The 18,082-nt window shown below is 64.6% G+C and carries 17 protein-coding genes; 5 read left to right on the top strand and 12 right to left on the bottom strand.

What is annotated here, in order from left to right; genetic code table 11:
- Window positions 1-79 precede the first annotated feature (79 nt).
- Window positions 80-1,354 (top strand): AAA family ATPase, encoded by a 1,275-nt coding sequence (locus GO488_RS16740; protein ID WP_162319019.1) that lies wholly within the window; start codon window positions 80-82, stop codon window positions 1,352-1,354.
- Between the two features lie 881 nt (window positions 1,355-2,235).
- Here GO488_RS16740 and GO488_RS20305 read toward each other — a convergent pair.
- From GO488_RS20305 to GO488_RS16725, 5 genes are all read right to left on the bottom strand, one after another.
- Window positions 2,236-2,421 (bottom strand): DUF8106 domain-containing protein, encoded by a 186-nt coding sequence (locus GO488_RS20305; RefSeq protein ID WP_164509653.1) that lies wholly within the window; start codon window positions 2,419-2,421, stop codon window positions 2,236-2,238.
- The gene (locus tag GO488_RS16735; protein WP_162318986.1) at window positions 2,418-2,675 is read right to left on the bottom strand and encodes a DUF8028 family protein; all 258 of its coding nucleotides are present in this window, start codon (window positions 2,673-2,675) and stop codon (window positions 2,418-2,420) included. The genes GO488_RS20305 and GO488_RS16735 overlap by 4 nt, the downstream gene beginning before the upstream one ends.
- Window positions 2,676-2,959: 284 nt before the next feature.
- On the bottom strand, window positions 2,960-3,445 hold the full coding sequence (locus GO488_RS16730) for a universal stress protein (RefSeq protein ID WP_162318985.1): 486 nt from the start codon (window positions 3,443-3,445) through the stop codon (window positions 2,960-2,962).
- A gap of 110 nt (window positions 3,446-3,555) precedes the next feature.
- The gene (locus GO488_RS19800; protein ID WP_174242506.1) at window positions 3,556-3,660 is read right to left on the bottom strand and encodes a C2H2-type zinc finger protein; all 105 of its coding nucleotides are present in this window, start codon (window positions 3,658-3,660) and stop codon (window positions 3,556-3,558) included.
- Window positions 3,661-3,743: 83 nt separating this feature from the next.
- Window positions 3,744-4,412: a helix-turn-helix domain-containing protein gene (locus GO488_RS16725; protein WP_162318984.1), complete on the bottom strand. Its 669-nt coding sequence runs from the start codon at window positions 4,410-4,412 to the stop codon at window positions 3,744-3,746.
- A 140-nt stretch (window positions 4,413-4,552) separates the two neighbouring features.
- Here GO488_RS16725 and GO488_RS16720 point away from each other — a divergent pair, with 140 nt between their 5' ends.
- From GO488_RS16720 to GO488_RS16705, 4 genes are all read left to right on the top strand, one after another.
- Window positions 4,553-6,220: an ABC transporter substrate-binding protein gene (locus tag GO488_RS16720; RefSeq protein ID WP_162318983.1), complete on the top strand. Its 1,668-nt coding sequence runs from the start codon at window positions 4,553-4,555 to the stop codon at window positions 6,218-6,220.
- On the top strand, window positions 6,217-7,524 hold the full coding sequence (locus GO488_RS16715) for an APC family permease (protein WP_162318982.1): 1,308 nt from the start codon (window positions 6,217-6,219) through the stop codon (window positions 7,522-7,524). The genes GO488_RS16720 and GO488_RS16715 overlap by 4 nt, the downstream gene beginning before the upstream one ends.
- 70 nt (window positions 7,525-7,594) lie before the next feature.
- Window positions 7,595-8,281 carry an SPW repeat domain-containing protein gene (locus GO488_RS16710; RefSeq protein ID WP_162318981.1) on the top strand — a complete coding sequence of 229 codons (687 nt, stop codon included), beginning with the start codon at window positions 7,595-7,597 and terminating at the stop codon, window positions 8,279-8,281.
- A gap of 103 nt (window positions 8,282-8,384) precedes the next feature.
- Window positions 8,385-9,956 (top strand): TrkH family potassium uptake protein, encoded by a 1,572-nt coding sequence (locus GO488_RS16705; RefSeq protein ID WP_162318980.1) that lies wholly within the window; start codon window positions 8,385-8,387, stop codon window positions 9,954-9,956.
- 36 nt (window positions 9,957-9,992) lie between these two features.
- Here GO488_RS16705 and GO488_RS16700 read toward each other — a convergent pair whose 3' ends face one another.
- From GO488_RS16700 to GO488_RS16670, 7 genes are all read right to left on the bottom strand, one after another.
- A complete protein-coding gene (locus GO488_RS16700; protein ID WP_162318979.1) occupies window positions 9,993-10,274 on the bottom strand; it encodes a hypothetical protein in 282 nt (93 codons plus the stop codon).
- A 59-nt stretch (window positions 10,275-10,333) separates the two neighbouring features.
- Window positions 10,334-10,606, bottom strand: coding sequence for a hypothetical protein (locus GO488_RS16695; RefSeq protein ID WP_162318978.1), 273 nt, complete (start codon window positions 10,604-10,606; stop codon window positions 10,334-10,336).
- Window positions 10,607-10,702: 96 nt separating this feature from the next.
- Entirely contained in the window at window positions 10,703-11,041 is a 339-nt protein-coding gene (locus tag GO488_RS16690; protein ID WP_162318977.1) for a hypothetical protein, read from the bottom strand.
- A gap of 17 nt (window positions 11,042-11,058) precedes the next feature.
- Entirely contained in the window at window positions 11,059-13,470 is a 2,412-nt protein-coding gene (fdhF, locus tag GO488_RS16685; protein WP_162318976.1) for a formate dehydrogenase subunit alpha, read from the bottom strand.
- Window positions 13,467-14,411 (bottom strand): 2Fe-2S iron-sulfur cluster-binding protein, encoded by a 945-nt coding sequence (locus GO488_RS16680; RefSeq protein WP_162318975.1) that lies wholly within the window; start codon window positions 14,409-14,411, stop codon window positions 13,467-13,469. The genes fdhF and GO488_RS16680 overlap by 4 nt, the downstream gene beginning before the upstream one ends.
- Before the next feature lie 75 nt (window positions 14,412-14,486).
- A complete protein-coding gene (locus GO488_RS16675) occupies window positions 14,487-15,953 on the bottom strand; it encodes an NADH-ubiquinone oxidoreductase-F iron-sulfur binding region domain-containing protein (protein WP_338401344.1) in 1,467 nt (488 codons plus the stop codon).
- Between the two features lie 1,118 nt (window positions 15,954-17,071).
- A complete protein-coding gene (locus tag GO488_RS16670) occupies window positions 17,072-18,073 on the bottom strand; it encodes an AIR synthase family protein (RefSeq protein WP_162318973.1) in 1,002 nt (333 codons plus the stop codon).
- Between the last annotated feature and the right edge of the window lie 9 nt (window positions 18,074-18,082).

Raw genomic sequence — 18,082 nt, 5'->3', positions numbered from 1 at the left:
CGAAAATAGCGAGTCCGTCTCTCTCGACGCGGAGGAATCGTCGGCTCGCGACAGTGACGGCTCGCAGTCTATCGAGGACATGCTTCTCGAGTTCGAGGAGCAGGAGGGGCTGATCCGCGACCGCTCGCTGCTCGATCCCAATCACGTCGTCGAGGAGGACCGCATCGTCGGCCGCGACCGACAGCTCCAAGAAGTAACGAAGATGCTTCGGGTCGCACTCGGTGACAACCGACCACCGAATCTCTTTTTATACGGTCCCTCGGGGACGGGGAAGTCCCTCATCACCAAGGCCGTCTGTAAGAACATCAGCCAGATCTGTTCGTCGAGGGATATACGATTCGGGACGGTCGAAGTCAACTGCCAGGACCTCGATACGCTCGGCATCGCCGTCTACGAACTCGGTCGCCGCGCCGCCGACGAGGCGGACGTCGACATCGAAGTGCCGAAACACGGCGTCGCCACGAAGGAGAAGTGGGACGAGCTGTATCGCATCGTCAACGAGAACTTCGACTCCGTGGTGTTCGTTCTCGACGAACTCGACATGCTCGTCGGCCGCCGTGACAAACAGGACCCCGCGTTCTCACGGCTCCTCTATCAGCTCTCGCGTGCGGGTGCCAACGACGAGATGACCGCTCACATCTCCGTCGTCGCCATCTCCAACGACACGAAGATGATGGAACTGGTCGGCAGCCGCGCGCTGAGTTCGTTCACGCCCGAGGACGTCCACTTCGACGATTACGACGCGAACCAACTGCAGTCGATCCTCCGACGGCGACAGGACGCCTTCCACGAGGACGTCCTCGACGACGGCGTCATCTCGCTGGCGGCGGCCTTCGCCGCACAGACTCACGGCGACGCGCGGAAAGCCATCGATCTGATTCGAGTCGCCGGCGAACTCGCGGAGCGGGAGGGCGATTCCAACGTCCGCGAACGACACGTTCGAGCCGCTCAGGACAAGGTCGAGAAGAACCGCGTATTAGAGGTCGTCCGCGGCATCAGCACGCAGAAGAAGCTCTGTCTGTACGCGACCGCAGCGGTAGCGACCGAGACCGAAGACGAGACCGCCCGGAGTACGACGGGGTATCGCGTCTATCAGTTCCTCACCGAGTCCATCGATGCCGACCAGTATCACCAGGAGACGTACGTCAACAAGATGAAGGAGATGACGACGTACTCGCTCGTGGACTTCGAGCGGCGGAGCCACGGTCCGAGCTCGGGGATGTTCTTGGAGTTCCAGTTCGGCGAGCGGCCACGAACCATCCTCGAAACTCTCAGGGAAGACTCTCGACTGGAGATGGTCGCCGCCGACGAGGTACAGTCCGTCGTCAGGGCACAGATCCGAAACGAGGCGTAACTCACACACGCCGGACTCGACAGACCCCTCTATCGAAGTGTTCTGTCATAACTGAGCGGTTTCGAACCGGCGTCGTCTCCGTGTACTCGGTCTCCTCAGGTATTCTCCAGCAGTCACCCTCCTCTATCGAACGTCTCACTCTCTTCTTCCCCGTTTCTCCTATCCAAATTTCCCCCTCTGTTTCACCTCTTTTACCCCACCGGTGTCGCTCGATTAGCTCACAGAGCCGACTGATCCGACCGAGTGGTTCGTCGGGTCACCACACCCCTCTATCGAAGTGTAGAACCGGTTCAGAGACGCTCTGACATCGATATCTACCGGTTCAGAATGTCGGACCTATCGCCTCCCGATAGTGATAGGCGAGATCGGGGCGCGCTCCCTTCTCGGATAGAATAACGCTCAGGTCGACCTCTCCGTCGAGGGTCGTGTCGGCCGGCTTGCTCTGACAGTCGCCCCCCTCTATCGAAGTGTTTTCGCTGATCAGTTTCACTCCGCCCCGCTCCCCACTATCGATGTGTTTCCTCGGCGATTTCTCCGAGCAGTCACCCTCCTCTATCGAAGTGTCTTTTCGACGAGTTCGTTCGGACGGTCTCTCCTCTATCGAAGTGTTCGGTCTCTTCTACTGTTACCCCGTGATCGTCCGAAACCGGTAGAAAGAGGGTCACTGCGCTCGTCTCTGTTCGATACTGGTTCGCCCGCTCTCGATCCATCGACCGGCAATCGAAATTTTCGCCGGCGGTCGTTCCCGGTTACCCAACACTTCGATAGAGGGGTGTGTGACCCCGTTCGATCTCGATATCGACGGGCCGGAGCAGGTCCGAGAGACGAACGAAAACAGAGCGACTCCAGAGAGAAAGAGAGAAAGCCGGAAACGAGTGGGATCACCGGAGTGACCGGTCGACCACGACAGCTTCACAGCGCGGACAGAGCAACCGGTCGGAATCGCTCGAGCGGTCGGACAACCACTCACCGTCTATCGGGCTCTCGTGGTTGCAGGTAGGACAGAACAGGACCGTCTTCGAATCTCTTCGATCCGGCTCTCGTGAGCGTGGTCGTTCCAGACTCATCTGCCCGGCGAGTAGTTCTGTCCGAAGACGGCACACACGACGTTCAGAACGAACAGACTACCCACGAAGTGGGGTGAGGAGGCGACGACGCCGGCCAGCAGCGTCGCAGAGATGACGATCGGGAGCAGGATGGCCGCCCAGAAGGCGAGGCCCCGAACGGTCGTCACGAGCGCCTCGATGGCGGTGACTGCTGCCGACTGGACGACGGTGATGATCGCGGGCGGGCGTGGAAGCGAGGAGGATGCGGTCGACATAGGTGATTTCCTTACTCGGACCTATCAACGCATATCATCATATAAGCGCCAGATGATTGGTACTGTTTCGGATTTGTTTACGAAGAGAACGCCGTTTCACCCCATTTTAGCCGCTTTCTGATAACGTCTGAAACCCTCTAAGAATCCTTTAGACGTTTCATTATTGGACGAAACACAGTATATTTCTGACAACATATCTCTATGGCTGCGTGACGATCACTCTCGATACGGGCCGGCTCGACTCTTCAGAATAACTGATAGATACGCTGCGAGGTGGTGAACGATTACGCTCGGTCGCGGACGAACGTCACCGGGCAGGGAGCGTTTAGCATCACCGTCTGGGCGGTGCTACCGAAGACCGCTTTGCCGGCCGGCGACCGCTGGCGACCGCCGACGACGACGCGGTCGGCGTCCACCTCCTCGGCGATTTCGACGATCCCCTCGCCGCGTCTCCCGGTCGTGGCGCGCGCTTCACAGTCGATGGAGTCGTCGGCCAGCTCTTCGGTCACGACCCGCGTGACGCCCATCTCCGCGGCGAGTTCGTCCGGTTCGATGTCCGCCGTCTCGGCGTCCAGTATCCGCTCCACCGCCTCTCGGTAGGACCCGTTGTCGAAGACGTGAGCGATCACGACGGTCGCGTCGTTCGGCGGGGCGATCTCGCGAACGGTCGTCACGAGCGAGTCCATACGCGCATCGTCGCGGCCTCCGATAGCGAGAAGCACCGTCTCCAGTTCCGCGTCCGCGCGCTCTGCCGTGGGTTCTGCGCTCATTCTATTCGCGTAGAAACGACCGAGACGTAAAATACTGGCCTCGATTTACTATTATTATAGTAATTATTTGGATCGGGTGGCGGCAGCCGGTGGAGCGCGCTCTCCGGTCTTTACGGGCCCAGTTTCTCTTGGTGGTTCTCGTCTCGATGGTCGTTCAGCTCGGTCACGCTCTCGAACGCCGCGTCGCAGTACTGACACTGATACTGATCTGTCACGAGTGCCCTCCGGCCGAAGCTACGGTACGCGTCGGCGCGAACCTTCCGTGCGAATATTCAGGTCTCTTTAGGAAGAAACAGAGTCACTCGTCGTCGCTCGCTTCCTCTACGGCGGTCGGTAGCGCGCTGCTGATGAGCTTCTCGTGTCCACGCCGGAGTCGCTCGGAAACCGACTGTGCCGAGACGTCGAGCTTCTCGGCGAGTTCTTCGACGGTCGTCTCACGCGGTACCTCGAAGTATCCCTCGCGGTGGGCTGTGATGAGAGTCGTGTACTGGACCTCGGAGAGCCCGAACTGTGTGCCGGGTTCGCTCTCCATCTGTGTGACGCTCTCGATCTCCATCGTCAGGTCCTCTTCCTGACAGAATTGGTACGTCCGCGAGAGCGCGTCCGAGTCGGGGAAGACGATTCGGAAGCTCCACCGGTCGTTTCTCCCGTGGGCGTCCGTGATCGTCCCCTCCTCGTAGACGAGCGATTGAACCACGGCCGCGATATCGTCGACCCACGCCATCCGATAGAGCCACTCGTCGTTCAGGTCGACGAGCAACTCCTCGTCTTCGACGCTCGGGTCGGCGTCGAACGCGTCGCTGATCTCGTCGAGCTCGGCACCGCTGGCCCAGAGGATCGGCATCACGCGTGCCTCGCCGTGGGCTACCACTCGTTCGACGTCGAACACGACATCCGGTATTCGAGTGAAAGTCTCCCAGAGCGCGAACTCCTCCGCCGGGAGACTGATCTCTGCGGCTGTTGCCATCTCATCGGAAGCGACGGCCAGCAGTGACATAGGCGTGTGGGTGTCCCGAGCGAACCGACCGGGCTGAAACGCGGTGCTGACTTAAGTAGCCTGAATGATTCAGCAAAGGGCATGTCCAGTTGGGTCTCCAAAACTAGGTCGTGACAGAGAGTACAGACAGTGAGACCGGCGACCGGAACGAGGAGTCACTGCGGTCGCCAGACAACACGAAAGGCCTGAGTCGTCGACAGTTGTTGACGGGGCTCGGGACGGCAGGAGCGACGGCGCTCGCGGGTTGTTCGGCGAATCCGACGACGCCCGACGGCGGCGACCTCCGTATCGGGACACTCCACCCGCCCGTCACGCTCGATCCGATCGAGATCCACGACGTCGGATCGGCACAGATGGCCGAGAAGATCTTCGACAGTCTCTACACGTACGACGAGTCGACCGAGCTCGTTCCGCAGATCGCGACCGGTCGACCGCAGACTGATGGGAGCGATCGGCGCTATACGGTCGAGATACGGGAGGACGCCGCATTCCAGAACGGGCAGTCGGTGTTGGCAGAGGACGTTAAATACTCGTTCGAGGCCCCGGTCGAGGAGGACGCGCCCGAGAGCTGGCGGTTCGACATGATCGAATCGATCGATACGCCCGACGACCGGACCGTCCGGTTCAACCTGGCGTACCCGTACCCGGCGTTCACTCACTCCCTGACGCACGAGATCGTGCCGAAGTCGGTCCGCGAGGCGGGCAGAGAGAAGTTCGCGGAGGAACCGGTGGGTTCCGGTCCGTTCGAGGTACGGCACTTCTCGAAGGAGAAGAAGGCCAAGGTCGTCCGCTGGGAGGACTACTGGGGCGAGCCGAAACCCGCTATCGCGAAGATAACCGCCATTCACCAGGAGTCGCCGATAACCCGGATGATGAGCCTCGTCTCCGGGCGGAACAGGATCATCGAACCCGTCTCTCCCCGGATCCAGGACCGACTCGCGAAGCGGAGCGGCACGAACGTCGGTCTGCGAAAGGGGCACAGTACCTACCATATCGGCTTCAACATGAACGACGGGCCGACCACCGACGAGACGGTTCGGAAGGCCATCGACTACTGTATCGATATGGGCAACGAGGTCGAGAACTTCATCGAGCCAGTCGGCGAGCGGGTGCACAGCCCGCTGCCCAAGGAGATGGCCGAGGAGTGGGACATGCCGTTACAGAAGTGGCGCGACATGTCGGTCCCTCGGAATACCTCGAAGGCCGAGCAGCTGTTCAGCGAGGCCGGAGTGAACAAGGAGATCGAGATTCTCGTCCCGAAGGACCCCAAGCGCAAGGAGATCGGGCGCAAGCTGGCGACCGGAATCCGCGAGGCCGGCCAGCGCGCTTCCGTGTCGCCGGCGACCTGGGAGGGGTATCTCGAGAAGCACGTCAGCGGTTCGGCGAGTGATTACATGGTCTACATCGACGGCACCCACGGTGGCACCGACCCCGATTCGTTCATCTATCAGACGCTCCATCACGATCAGGAGGGGAAGACCCAGGGGTTATTCTACGACAACGCGGACCTCATGGAGCACATCAAGCGCGCGCGGAAGACGACTGACCGGGAGAAACGACGAGAGCTCTACGCGTCCATCATCACTGAAGCCCTCGAAGACCGGGCTATCCTCCCGGCGTACTCCTACCAGAACAGTTTCGGGTACAAGAACACGGTCAGGAACTTCCGGATTCATCAGAACGCGCAGCTCAACCCGCGCGTCGTGAGTCCGAACAACGTGATGTCGATAAACGACACCGACTTCCTCGGTAGCGACCAGGGCGGTGGTTCCCGATGAGCAACCAGTTCGGACTGCCGACGAGCGTCGCGCTCGGCGTCGGCGGAATCGTCGGCGGCGGCATCTACGCGGCGATCGGCATCGTCGTGGCGGCCGCCGGCGTCCTGACGTGGCTCTCGTACACCATCGCGACCATTGTCGTGCTCTGTGCGGCGTACTCGTACACCAACATCAACCAGATCACGGACAGCGAGGGCGGCTCGGTCAGTTACATCGAGGAACTGACCGGCTGGTCGACGGGCGCGGCGGTCGTCGGCTGGACGCTCGTCGTCGGTTACATCGGTACGATGGCGATGTACTCCTACGCGTTCGGGGCGTTCGCCGAGATGATGATCGGTGCCTCCTATCTCGGGGGCTTCCCGATGCGGCGCATCCTCTCGGTCGGAATGGTCGCCCTGTTCATCGGGATCAACCTCCTCGGAGCGGGTTCGTCGACTTCCATCGAGCGCTGGCTGGTCTTCGCACAGGCCGGCATCATCAGCGTCTTCGCCATCTGGGCGGTGTTTTTCGGCTTCAGCAATCAGAGCCTCACCGTTGGCCTCTCCGAGTTCGGCATCAACGCGTTCATCGCTGCGTCGGTCTCGTTCGTCTCCTTCGAGGGATGGCAGTTACAGCTATACAGTCAGAGCGAGTTCAAGAACCCGAAAGAGACGCTGAAACGCGGCATATACATGTCTATCGGCATCGCCGCGTTCATCTATATCCTCGTCGGGTTCGTCATCACGAGCCTGCTGCCGCCGGCGACGGTCGGCGCGCAGCCGGAGGCGGCGCTGCTCTTCGCCTCTCTGGAGATCAACCAGTATCTCGCGCTCGCGGTCGGCATCTCGGCGCTGGTCTCGACCGCCAGCGCGGTCAACTCGACGCTGTTCAACAGCGCTATCTTCGCGGACAACCTAGCGTCCGAGGACATCCTCCCCGAGGAGATGGGAGCGCACGGCGACCGGACGGTGCCGATGTACGCGGTCCTCATCATCGGCGTCCTGACGGCGCTGTTCACGAGCTTCGGGAGCCTGGAGGCGGTCGTGGAGTTCGCCTCGCTGATGTACATCGTGGTGTTCGGTTCGGTGTGCGCGCTCGCCTTCCTGTACCGCAACGAGGCCGACATCTCCGCGATCCCGCCGCTCGTCGGCGTCGCCGGCTGCGCGTTCTTCTTCTGCGCGCTGCTCTGGTACCTCTACACGCAGCTGTACTCGGTGTTCGTCCTCGTCGTCGCCATCGCCGTGATAGTGTTCGCCATCGAAGCGCTGTACTTCAAGCGCGACGCGATCGGCGAGGGAATCAAGCAGGTCCAGGAGGACATATGACGAGCGCACTCACGCACGGGTCCGTCGGGCCGCGACCGGCGGCCGAACGACCGAACGGAGGGTCGGGCCGATGAACACGGCGTCGCTGATCAAGTGGCTCTCGGCCGTGGTCGTCGCGGTCGGGTGCTGGCTGATCGTCGGGCCGCCCTTCCTCTACGAGGCCCCGTTCGCGGACTTCTGGAGCGACCTCATCGTCGGTGTCGTGCTCGTCGGCCTCGCGGCGTACACGTACGCGAGACGCGACCAGTCGGCGAGTCAGTGGAGCGCGGCGGCGATCGCGGTATTCGGCGCTTGGTTGGTCGTCGCCGCCGTGCTCTGGGAGACGAGCGCGGTGCTCCACTGGAACGACGTCGCCGCCGGCGTTGGCGTCGCGCTCGCGGGCGGCATCAGCGCCTACGGGAGCCACGCCGAGTACGCGTCGAACGACGATTCGGACGACTCGAACGACGATTCGTCGGACGATTCGAGCGACTCGGGCGGTAGTTCAGACGATAGCGACTCGGACAATAGCGACTCGTCGGACGATTCGAGCGACTCGGGCGATAGTTCAGACGATAGCGACTCGGACAATAGCGACTCGGACGATAGCGATTCGAACGGAGATTCGGACGACAGCGATTCGGACGACGGCGGTTCGGACGATAACGCCTCGAACGATAGCGATTCGGACGACGGCGGCTCGGACGACTCAGACGATAGCGATTCGAACGGAGATTCGGCGGACGACTCGGACGACGGAGAACAGAGCGGTAACTGACGCCGAACGGCGCGAACGCGGTGCGGTTCGCCCTCATAGCCGTCGCAGGTACTATACATCAAATGCTCACTGACAAGTGCAGTTACAACAGGGGTGTGGGACCATGACTAACTACCGCCAGGTCGGTCACAACGTCGGACGGGCGCTCACTCGCCTCGCCCCCGTGATGGGAACGTTAGTCGTGGTTTCCCTCTACTACGGGGAGTACTACGCGATTCCGGGGACGCTCCTCACTATGGGAATCGTCTTCGCCGTCGGCTGGACGCTGACGCGGCTCTGCTCGGCGGCCGACGACGCCTCGAAGGCGGAGGTCTTCGCCTCCGCGGGGGCGGTCTGGTTCGTCGCCGCGCTGGCGGGGACGCTCCCGTTCCTCGCCGTCGCGTGGACGGTCGCCCTCGACCCGGCCGTCCTCCCGGTACCGGACTCAGCGACCGATTCCACGCTTCGGGCGTTCCGCCGGCCGGTCAACGCGTGGTTCGAGTCGATGAGCGGCCTCACCGGGAGCGGGCTGACGATGGCGCGAAAGGAGAGCGAGCTACCGCACACGCTCCTGTGGTGGCGCTCGCTCTCCCAGTGGCTCGGCGGCCTCGGCGTGATCGTGTTCACGGTCGCCATCGTGAACCAGTCCGGGAACTCCATGCTCACCCAGTTCTACGAGTCCCGGTCGCCGCTCGGCCAGTTCCAGTCGGGCGACCGGTCGAACTCGCCGAAGCTACTGGTGGGAGTCTTCGCGGCCGTGACGCTCCTCTCCGCCGCCCTCTTCTGGGTCGTCGGCATGCCCGCGTGGGAGGCCCTCAACCACGCGATGACGGGGCTGTCGACCGGCGGCTTCGTCGTCACCGATACGAGCTTCAAGGCCTACGGCCCGCAGATCCAGGTGGCGGCGCTGCCGATAATGCTGATCGGCGCGATCCCCCTGCCCGCCTATTACCTGCTGTACAAGCGGGATTTCTCGGACCTCTTCACCGACTCACAGATCCGGTGGCTGGCCGTTACCGTCTGCGGCGGGACGCTCCTCGTCCTCGGGAACCTCGCCACTCACACCGTCTACCCCTCCCTCTCTAAGTCGGCGCTCCGCGCGGTCTTCCAGTTCGTCTCCGCGAACTCCGGCGCCGGGTTCTACACCGTCTCGAGCGTCGGTCGGAAGTGGCCGACCATCTCGATACTGCTGTTGACGATGGCGATGGCCCTCGGCGGCGCGTCGGGGTCGACGGCGAGCGGTATCAAGATCATTCGCGGAATCAGTATCAGTCGCGGGCTCCGGTCGCGCATTCGAGACCCGTTTCCGGACGAGACGCTCGCCGACTCCATCGACAAGTCCGTCTCGGGGCAGTACTCCTCCGAGAACTACGCCAACGCGGTGACTATCACGCTGCTCTGGCTGACGGTCTACCTGCTGGGCGTGTTCGTCCTCCTCGTCCTGCTGCCGATCGGACCGGAGGGGGTTCCGCTGCGGAACGTGCTGTTCACAGTCGCCAGCGCCCAGGGGAACGTCGGACTGGTCAGCGGCATCGTGACGCCCTCGTCGCTCTCGAAGCCGGCGGTGGCGGCCGGCGTGAAGCTGATGTTGACCGTCAACATGTGGATGGGCCGACTCGAGATCATCCCGCTGCTCGTCTTCTTCCGAGCGATACTGAACGAGGCCGAGCCGAGCGACGAGTCCCAGTCCGGCTGACAGACGCCACGGCGGCGTCGGCGGGCCGGTGTCCCGTCACTCCTCCCGTTCTAACGCGTCGGCGATCGCCTGCAACTGGGTCTTCCGGAACGGACGTTCCGCCCGCGACGGGTCGTCGTCGTCTAACTCGCCGATTCGCCAGAGGATCCCGGCTCGCATCTGCGGCTTGGGCGGGAGCGCGTTCGAGTCGACGTCGTACCCGACGGCATCGCAGATAGCGGCGAGGGCCTCCTTGGTGAAGGCGGTCGATTCGACGCGCTCGTAGCGCCCGACGGCCTGTCTGATCTCGTTTCGGAGGTCGTCGACGGTTCGTGCCATGCCCGGTGTAGCGAACGGGTCCGTTGTGTGTATTCCGGTTCCCCTTCGGTCCGCCGCACTCAGGTGCGGGACCCTTCTTTGGGGTACTTCCCCGTCACGACGTTGTAGGTCGCTTCGAGGCCGGCGAGCGTCATCGCGAACAGCAGGTTGAACCGCGCGTTCGGCGTTCTGGTTCTCGTTCGGTATATCTGACTGTCACACGCGGGGCAGGTCGTGCGGGCGGTGTCGAACGTCGTCCCGCAGACGGTGCACTCGCGGTCGGTCCGCTCGTCGTGACCGATGCCTGTGTCGTCGTCTCGGCCGAACAGCCTATCGAGTATGGTCAGTATCACGGGTTAGTGTGCTCGCTGTTACCGTACCGTGCGTGCGGCGGTCGTATAACGTTGCCGCCGCGCCGCCCGCTCGTTGCTGGTGTTCGATTCTCCCGGCTACTGCCGCTCCCCGGGTTCCTCGTGGCCGCCTTCCTCCGGAATCTCCTCGTATTCGACGGCCTCGTGTCGCGCTTCCGCGGCGTAGGACGGCCAGAAGTGGATCTCCTCGTCGGTGACGCCCTCTATCGCGCCGATGGGCGCGCCGGCGAGCACCTTCCCGTTCGATCGCTTCGACGTGGTCTCGGAGACCTTGATGTCGCTGCGGAGTCCCTCGTCGATCTCGTCGTCGATCTCGACGTAGATCGTGGGATAGTCGATCTCCCGAAGCGTGCCGATCCGGTTCCCCTCGGCGGTGAGCACGGGTTTGCCGACGTCGTCCGCTGTTACGTCTCTCATTGTGAAGTCCTCGCTGATCAGTCGTCCGACGGTGCGTCCGCGTCCGTCTCGTCCGCGGTGTCGGGGTTCGAGACGCGGACGACGGAGCCGTCCGCGTCCGTGTCCGCGTCGGCGGCGAGCGCGATCTGCACGTCCGTGACCTTGTACTCGGGCGTCCGCGCCGGGCCGTCGAGCGGTTCCTCCTTCGTCAGGTTGTTCGCGCCGCCCTCGAGGTAGTGCATCGGGATGAAGATCTCGCCCTCGCTCGGGCGCGTCGTGAGCTGCGCCATCGCCGTCGTCTCGCCGTGGCGGGACGTGATCCGGAGCATGTCGTCCTGCGAGACGCCGTACTCCGCGGCGGTGTCGGGGTGGATCTCGACGAAACTCCTGTCGTTGTAGGACATGTCGCCCTCCTCCCGGAACGTCATCGTCCCGGTGTGGTACTGATAGAGCACCCGGCCGGAGGTCATCACGAGCGGGTAGTCGTCGTCGGGCGTCTCCGAGGGATCGACCGTGTCACAGACGTGCATGTGGGCCAATCCGGACGGCGTCTGGAACTCGTCCTCGTAGGTGTACGGCGTCCCGGGGTGGTCCTCGTCCCAGACGGGCCACTGGAGCCCGTCGCCGTCGTCTAAGTTCTCCAGTCGCTCGTGAGTGACACCGCCGTATATCGGCACGAGGTCGTTGACCTCGTCCATGATGTCGCTCGGATGGTCGTACTCCCACTCGTAGCCGAACTCGGCGGCGAGCTCCTTCGTTATCTGCCAGTCGGGTTTCGCGTTCCCGACCGGGTCGATGACCCGCTTCACTAGCTGGACGTGGCGCGTCGACGACGCGTACGTGCCGTTGGATTCCATCGACGAGGTGGCCGGCAACACCACGTCGGCGTACTCCGCGGTCTCGGTCAGGAAGATGTCCTGCACGGCGAGGAAATCGAGTTCTTCGAGGGCCTTCTTCGCGTGTCCGCTGTTGGGCTCCGAGGTGACTGGGTTCTCGCCCTGGATGAACATCCCGCGGAGGTCGTCCTCGCCGACGGCGAGGAACATGTCCGTGAGGCGGTACCCCTCCTCGTCGGGCATGTCCTCGACGTCCATGTCGTAGGCGTCGGCGAACTTCTGCCGGTTCTCCTCGTCGGCGACCGGTTGGTAGCCGGGGAAGTTGTTCGGGAGCGGGCCCATGTCCCCGCCGCCGCCCTGGACGTTGTTCTGCCCGCGGAACGGCGAGACGCCGGACTTGGGGTTCCCGATGTGGCCGGTCACGAGCGCGAGGTTCGCGATCGCGTAGATGTTCTCCGTCCCGTGGGAGTGCTCGGTCAGGCCGAGCGTCCAGCCGAAGACGCAGGAGTCGGCGTTCGCGATGGTCTCGGCGGCGTTTGCGATCTCCTCGGGCGGGACGCCCGCCTTCTCCTCGACGAACTCCGGCGTGAACTTCTGGACGGTCTCCTCGATCTGCTCGAAGCCGGTGGTCCGCTCCTCGATGAACTCCTCGTCGTGAAGGTCGTTCTCGATGATGTAGCGGGTCAGGCCGTTGAGCCACGTCGTGTCGTAGCCCGGTTCGACGCGGGAGTACTGGTCGGCGTACTCGGCGATCTGGACCTTCCGCGGGTCGAAGACGAACAGATCCGCGTCGTTGTCCTTGACGTTCTGCTTGATTCGCGTCGCCAGCACCGGGTGGGCCTCTGTCGTGTTCGACCCGGTGAGCAGGTAGCAGTCCGTCTCTTCAAGCGCCTCCATGCCGACCGACGCGGCCCCGAACCCGAACGTGCTGGAGAGGCCCGACACCGTCGAGGAGTGACAGAGGCGGTTGCAGTTGTCGATGTTGTTCGTCCCGATGACCTCGCGGGCGAACCGCTGCATCACGTAGTTGTCCTCGTTGGTCGCCTTCGAGGACGCGACGAAGCTCAGCGCGTTCGGCCCGTCCTCCTCGCGGATCTCGTCGAGTCCCTCGGCGACCCGCGAGAGCGCCTCGTCCCACGACGCCTCGCGGAACTCGCCGTCCTCTTTCACGAGCGGCTGGGTCAGCCGGTCGTCGCTGTTGACGTAGCTGTGACTGAACTTCCCCTTCACGCAGGTCGAGATGCCGTTGATCGGCGCTTTGTCGGGGTTCGGCCGCGTCCCGAGTATCTCGCCGTCCTTCGAGTAGACGTCGAACCGGCAGCCGACGGCGCAGAACTCGCAGGTGGTGTCCGTGACGTTGATCTCGTTGAGCTGGTAGTCGCTGACCGCGTCCGCGACCGAAAAGAGGCGGCCCTCCGACATCGCGTTGCCCGCGAAGTCGGAGACCGCGTGTTCGAACGGCCGGACGACGTGCTCGTTGACGGCGTCTTTCGCCCGCGGTTTCACGTGTTCGTCGACGGCGTCCTCCGCCTGTGACTGCGCCTGTTCGCGCGCGCGGGCCATGAAGCCCGCGACGCCCTCTTTCTCCGTGTCTGGCGTCTCGTCGTCCGTCATAGCCAGTCGTCCTCCGCGGTGGCCGCAGGTTCCGGCCGCGACACTCGCGGCTCGTTTCGGGTGTCGCCCTCCCGCTTCATCGGCGTCATCTGAGTCCGTTGACGCTCGTAGTCCTCGCCGACGATGCCCTCGGCGGAGTTCTTGTGCGTGAAGCCGGGCACGGGCAGCGTCGTCGCGTCCACCAGTCCCTGCTCGACGAGCGCGCCGGTCGGACAGACAGTCGCGCAGTGGCCACAGGAGACGCAGGTCGAGTCCATCATCGTGTCGGCGTCGTTCTGGAAGCCGATGCGGGTCTCGCCGCCGGACTCCTCCATCCGGAGGACGCCCTCGACCTGGACGTCGTTGCAGGCCTCGACGCAGCGGTTACAGAGGATGCACTTGTTCCGGTCGATCTGGATGAACGGCGAGGAGTCGTCTATCGGTTCCAGCTGGCTCCGGTCGTGAAGCACCCCGTAGCGCGGCTCCTCGACGTCGTTCTCGATGGCCACGTCCTGCAAGTCACAGCGGCCGTTGGCCCCGCAGGTCGTACACAGCAGGTTGTGGTTCGAGAGGATGAGGTCGAGATTCACGTCCCGGGCCTCGCTGGCCGACTCGGTGTCCGTCGAGACGGTCATGTCGTCCTCGACGGGGAAGCTACAGGAGGGGACGACCCCGTGTTCCTCCGTCTCGACCATGCAGGTCCGGCACTCGCTGCGCGGGCCGATCTGCTCCTCGTCGTCGTACGAACAGAGCGCGAGCACGTCGCCGTCCGTCTCGACGGCCTCGCAGGCGTCGAGCAGCGTCGAGCCCACGCTGGCTTCGACGGTCTGGCCGTCGACGGTCAGCGTCGCGGCCTCCGTCGAACCCGCGGGCGGGTCGTTCGCCGTCCCCGGCGCGATGTCTTCTGTCAACGGGACGTCGGCTCCGGTCGTGGTGTCCTCCCAAATCGGGTCAGTACTCATCGAATCCCTCGCACACCGCAGCGTTGCTGATCGGTCGGTTCGAAACGTCGAGACGTCGGCGTGGTGTAGCTGAAATCATAGTTTCGTACACGTCCCGCTCGGACAGCGGCCGTCGGCGTGGGCGTGAAATTCGGTTTCGAAAACGTCGATAGTCGTCGTCACCGGTCGCGCGGCGTCGCTCCCGAACCCGCAGAGGCTGGTCTCGCGCATGGTGCGGCCGAGCTCGCGGAGCATCCCGTCCGCGAACTCGCCGTCGTAGACGTCCCGGAGGAGGTCCACGAGCTGTTTCGACCCCTCCCGGCAGGGACCGCAGCGCCCGCAGTTCTCCTCGCGGGCGAACTTCGCTCGCTCGCCGGCGAGCGCGACCATGCAGGTCGACTCCCCGACTAATTCGACCGCACCGTTGGTCCCGAGGCGCGCGCTCTCCAGTCCGGGCGCGCTCGCGGGCACGTCCAGCGAGCGGGTCACGCCGCCGAAGACGCCCCCGACGCAGGCGGCCTTCCGGGACCCTTCGGGCTCGACCGCCGGCAGGGCGTCCGAAAGCGTCGCCCCGGTCGAGAGCTCGACCGTCGCGGGCGCGGCGACGTCGCCGGCGACGGTGAACAGGCGCGTCCCGGGGTCGGCCGGCACGCCGCCGGGGTCCACTCCGGCGAGGACGCGCCCGACCTGTGCGAGCGTCCGCGGCGTGTGAACGAGCGTCGGTCGGCCGTTCAGCCCGTACTCGCTCGGGCCGGGCGGCCGCCGCCGGGCCTCGAGTCGATGGTTGCCCTCGATCGCCTCGAGCGCCATCGTCGGTTCGCCCGCCTTGTACTCGTCCGGGCCGACGACGACGCGGAGCGAGGCCTCGGGGTCGCGGGCTTCGACCAGCGCGTCGGCGGCCGCCCGCACTCGCTCGCGGGCGAGGTCCGCGTCCTCCGAGAGGTAGGCCACGACGTCGGACGCGCCGAGTGCCTCCGCCGCGGTCAGCGCCGGGTCGAGCACCGAGAGCGGCGCGCCTTCGAGCAGGAGGTCGTCGCCGGCGGCGCGGTCGTCGGCCTCGTTCGCGTTGACGACGACGACCGGGTCTCCAGCGGCCTCGCTCGCGGTCGTCCACTCGTCGGCGACCGGCGCGTCGGCGCTCGCGTCGCCGCGGCCGCGGCCGCGGAGGCCGCTCTCGCGGAGCCGCGACAGCGCGTCGGCGAGTTCGAGGTCCGTCGGGAGCGAGCCCGCTCCCGCGCGGTAGTCCTCGATACTTCCGGGGACCGCCCAGCCACACGAGCCGAGCACCCCGCGTTCACCGACGGCCAGCGGCCCTTCGTCCGGGACGGGCAGTGTCGCGGCCCCCGGTTCGTGTTCGACTACTGCCACCGCGTCCTCGGACGGAAGCGTCCCGCCGTCGAGTGCCTCGGTCACGGAGCGCGCTCGCCCCGGCGAACACTCGGAGAAGAACGCCGTTTCGCCGTCGAGCGTCGCCGTAACGAGCGGCTCCAGTCCGACGTGCCCGGTCGACCCGACGGCCGCCGTCGCGACCGACGCGTCGGCGTCCCGCGCCGCCTCGAGCACCACTCGACCCTGCGAGTGGTTCTCACTACCAGTGGAAACACGAACGGCTGGGTCCGACTCGATGATTCGCTGTCCGGTCACGGTCTAAACCGTCGCGTGCGAGCGTATTTAATGTATGGGGCAGTCGATCCGATACCCGGCGAGCGAGGCCGTCGCTCGGACCGCGACGCACGGCTCCGATTCAGCGTGCGCTTCTCGCTCGCCGCTTCGCTACGTACTCGGCCGCTGGTGTCTTCTACGCGAGAGTCCTCTCGAAGGCTCTTTCGGGGTTCTCGCAGCGCCACGCCACCCCGACCTGAACCCTGCTTGCCATGGCGTGGGCAACGCTAAGTATATACAGCACGCAGAGCGACACTCAAAAAGTAAAGAATACAACTATTCGAGGATGCGAGAACTATATTGTGTCTAATATCTCTGTCCACAGGTCTCGAACGTCGGCTTCGCGAAAGTCGATAACGGACGTACTTTCGTTATCCAATACGTGTATCTTTCTTGACTACGTGTGGTTCGGCCCCTCGCTCGACGCGGTCACTCTAGCGCCACGGCGAGTCACCTGCAAGCGCCATGCTCAACACCCCGACCGTTCCGATATCGGCGGAACGGTCCCTCTTCTCTCCGGGCACTCGTTTACCCGGCGTGACTACCGGCGGACGCGAGGCCCTGTGACTCGCGGGCCGTGCTATCCCACGCCGCGCGGTCGACGTGCGGGCACGGGCGACGGCACGACGGCCGCGGGTCGGAACGAGAAGCACCGCGACCGGTCACGCAGGACTCGGCCCGCCGGGATCGGCGAGACGAGTGTCTGGCCGCTGATCGTCGTCGTCTTCCGGCCGCCGGTTCGCCCCGTTCTGACGCTCGTGCCGGTAACGTCGCTCCTCGTCCGACTTCTCCCCGACGAGGACGGTGGCCGCCGAGCCGATACACGCGTAGCTCGAACCTTCCGAAGAATAAACCAAAATACCCCCCTTCATCGATATCTGTGTCAGTTCTATCCAAACCTGGGGCCATTTAGAGCCATATGGGGTCGTTCGATATCAAAAATCGTCCATACGCGGGCAACACCTCGGGACGACAGCAATATTAGGTGCGTTCACCCTCGAGAACACGCTCTCCACCTCTCAGGAGAACCGAGCGAAGACGTCCCACGAGGGGTCGCTCTCGGGAGCAGCGATTCGGTCGCCGTCAGCGTAGACGCCCTCTCCCGACGTGACGTTCCCGACGACGGCGGCGGGCGTCCCGCGGTCGCTGACCGCCTCGGCGACGGCGGCCCCGCGGCCCGGTTCGACGGCGAGCAACAGCGTGCCCGCGCTCGTCACGGTCCACGGGTCCACCTCGACCGCCTCGCACACCGCCTCGACGCCGTCCGCGATCGGGACCGCCTCGGTATCGACCTCGAAGCGCGCGTCCGCCCCGCGCGCCATCTCGACGAGTCCGCCGGCGACGCCGCCCTCCGTCGCGTCGTGCATCGCGGTGACGCCGCCCGCCTCGAAGGCCGCGCGGGCGTCCGCGACGGCCGCGATATCCTCGACGCGTTCCTGCGCCGTCGCGACGGTCTCGGGTGAGAGCCCCAGCTGCTCGGGAAACAGCGTCGCGAGCAGGCCCGTGATCTCCGCGGCGGGACCGGTCGTCACGACGACTTCGTCGCCGACGCTCGCTCCGTCCGGCCGGACGATCTCGTCGCGGTCGCCGATACCGAGGACGGTGGCCCCCCCGACCCACGAGCTCTCGATGCCGGGGTAGCGCGCCGTGTGGCCGGAGACGACGCTCACGCCGAGGCGCTCGGCGTGCGAGGCGAGCCCGGTCCACGCTCGCGCCAATTCCTCGTCGCTCCACGACGGCGGGAGCGTCAGATTTATCGCCAGATGCGTCGGCGCGACGCCCGAGACGGCGACGTCGGTCAGCACTATCTCCAGGGCGAGTCTCCCCGCGCGTTCGAGACCGAGATCCGGTAGCAGCGAGACGGGGTCGGTGGCGATCACGACCGCTTGATCCCCGAGGTTGAGGACGCCGAAGTCGACGCCGTGTCGCGGCCCGACGGCCACGTCGTCCCGGTGTGCACCTAATTGGGGGTAGATTACCTCCTCGAACGTCTCGCGGTCGATTTTCCCCAGATCGCTCATCGCGTTTCG

This window comes from Haloarcula limicola (assembly GCF_010119205.1).
GTDB lineage: Archaea > Halobacteriota > Halobacteria > Halobacteriales > Haloarculaceae > Haloarcula > Haloarcula limicola.
Note: the sequence above shows the minus strand (reverse complement) of the source record. Positions and strands in the feature narration are given on the sequence as shown.

Bases quoted from the DNA above. Each gene is read 5' to 3' on its own strand.
- fdhF (WP_162318976.1), bottom strand. From the start codon at position 13,470: ATGACGGACGACGAGACGCCAGACACGGAGAAAGAGGGCGTCGCGGGC.
- GO488_RS16690 (WP_162318977.1), bottom strand. From the start codon at position 11,041: ATGAGAGACGTAACAGCGGACGACGTCGGCAAACCCGTGCTCACCGCC.
- GO488_RS16730 (WP_162318985.1), bottom strand. From the start codon at position 3,445: ATGAGCGCAGAACCCACGGCAGAGCGCGCGGACGCGGAACTGGAGACG.
- GO488_RS16710 (WP_162318981.1), top strand. From the start codon at position 7,595: ATGAACACGGCGTCGCTGATCAAGTGGCTCTCGGCCGTGGTCGTCGCG.
- GO488_RS16670 (WP_162318973.1), bottom strand. From the start codon at position 18,073: ATGAGCGATCTGGGGAAAATCGACCGCGAGACGTTCGAGGAGGTAATC.
- GO488_RS16680 (WP_162318975.1), bottom strand. From the start codon at position 14,411: ATGAGTACTGACCCGATTTGGGAGGACACCACGACCGGAGCCGACGTC.
- GO488_RS16715 (WP_162318982.1), top strand. From the start codon at position 6,217: ATGAGCAACCAGTTCGGACTGCCGACGAGCGTCGCGCTCGGCGTCGGC.
- GO488_RS16700 (WP_162318979.1), bottom strand. From the start codon at position 10,274: ATGGCACGAACCGTCGACGACCTCCGAAACGAGATCAGACAGGCCGTC.
- GO488_RS16705 (WP_162318980.1), top strand. From the start codon at position 8,385: ATGACTAACTACCGCCAGGTCGGTCACAACGTCGGACGGGCGCTCACT.
- GO488_RS16735 (WP_162318986.1), bottom strand. From the start codon at position 2,675: ATGTCGACCGCATCCTCCTCGCTTCCACGCCCGCCCGCGATCATCACC.
- GO488_RS20305 (WP_164509653.1), bottom strand. From the start codon at position 2,421: ATGAGTCTGGAACGACCACGCTCACGAGAGCCGGATCGAAGAGATTCG.
- GO488_RS16740 (WP_162319019.1), top strand. From the start codon at position 80: ATGCTTCTCGAGTTCGAGGAGCAGGAGGGGCTGATCCGCGACCGCTCG.
- GO488_RS16725 (WP_162318984.1), bottom strand. From the start codon at position 4,412: ATGGCAACAGCCGCAGAGATCAGTCTCCCGGCGGAGGAGTTCGCGCTC.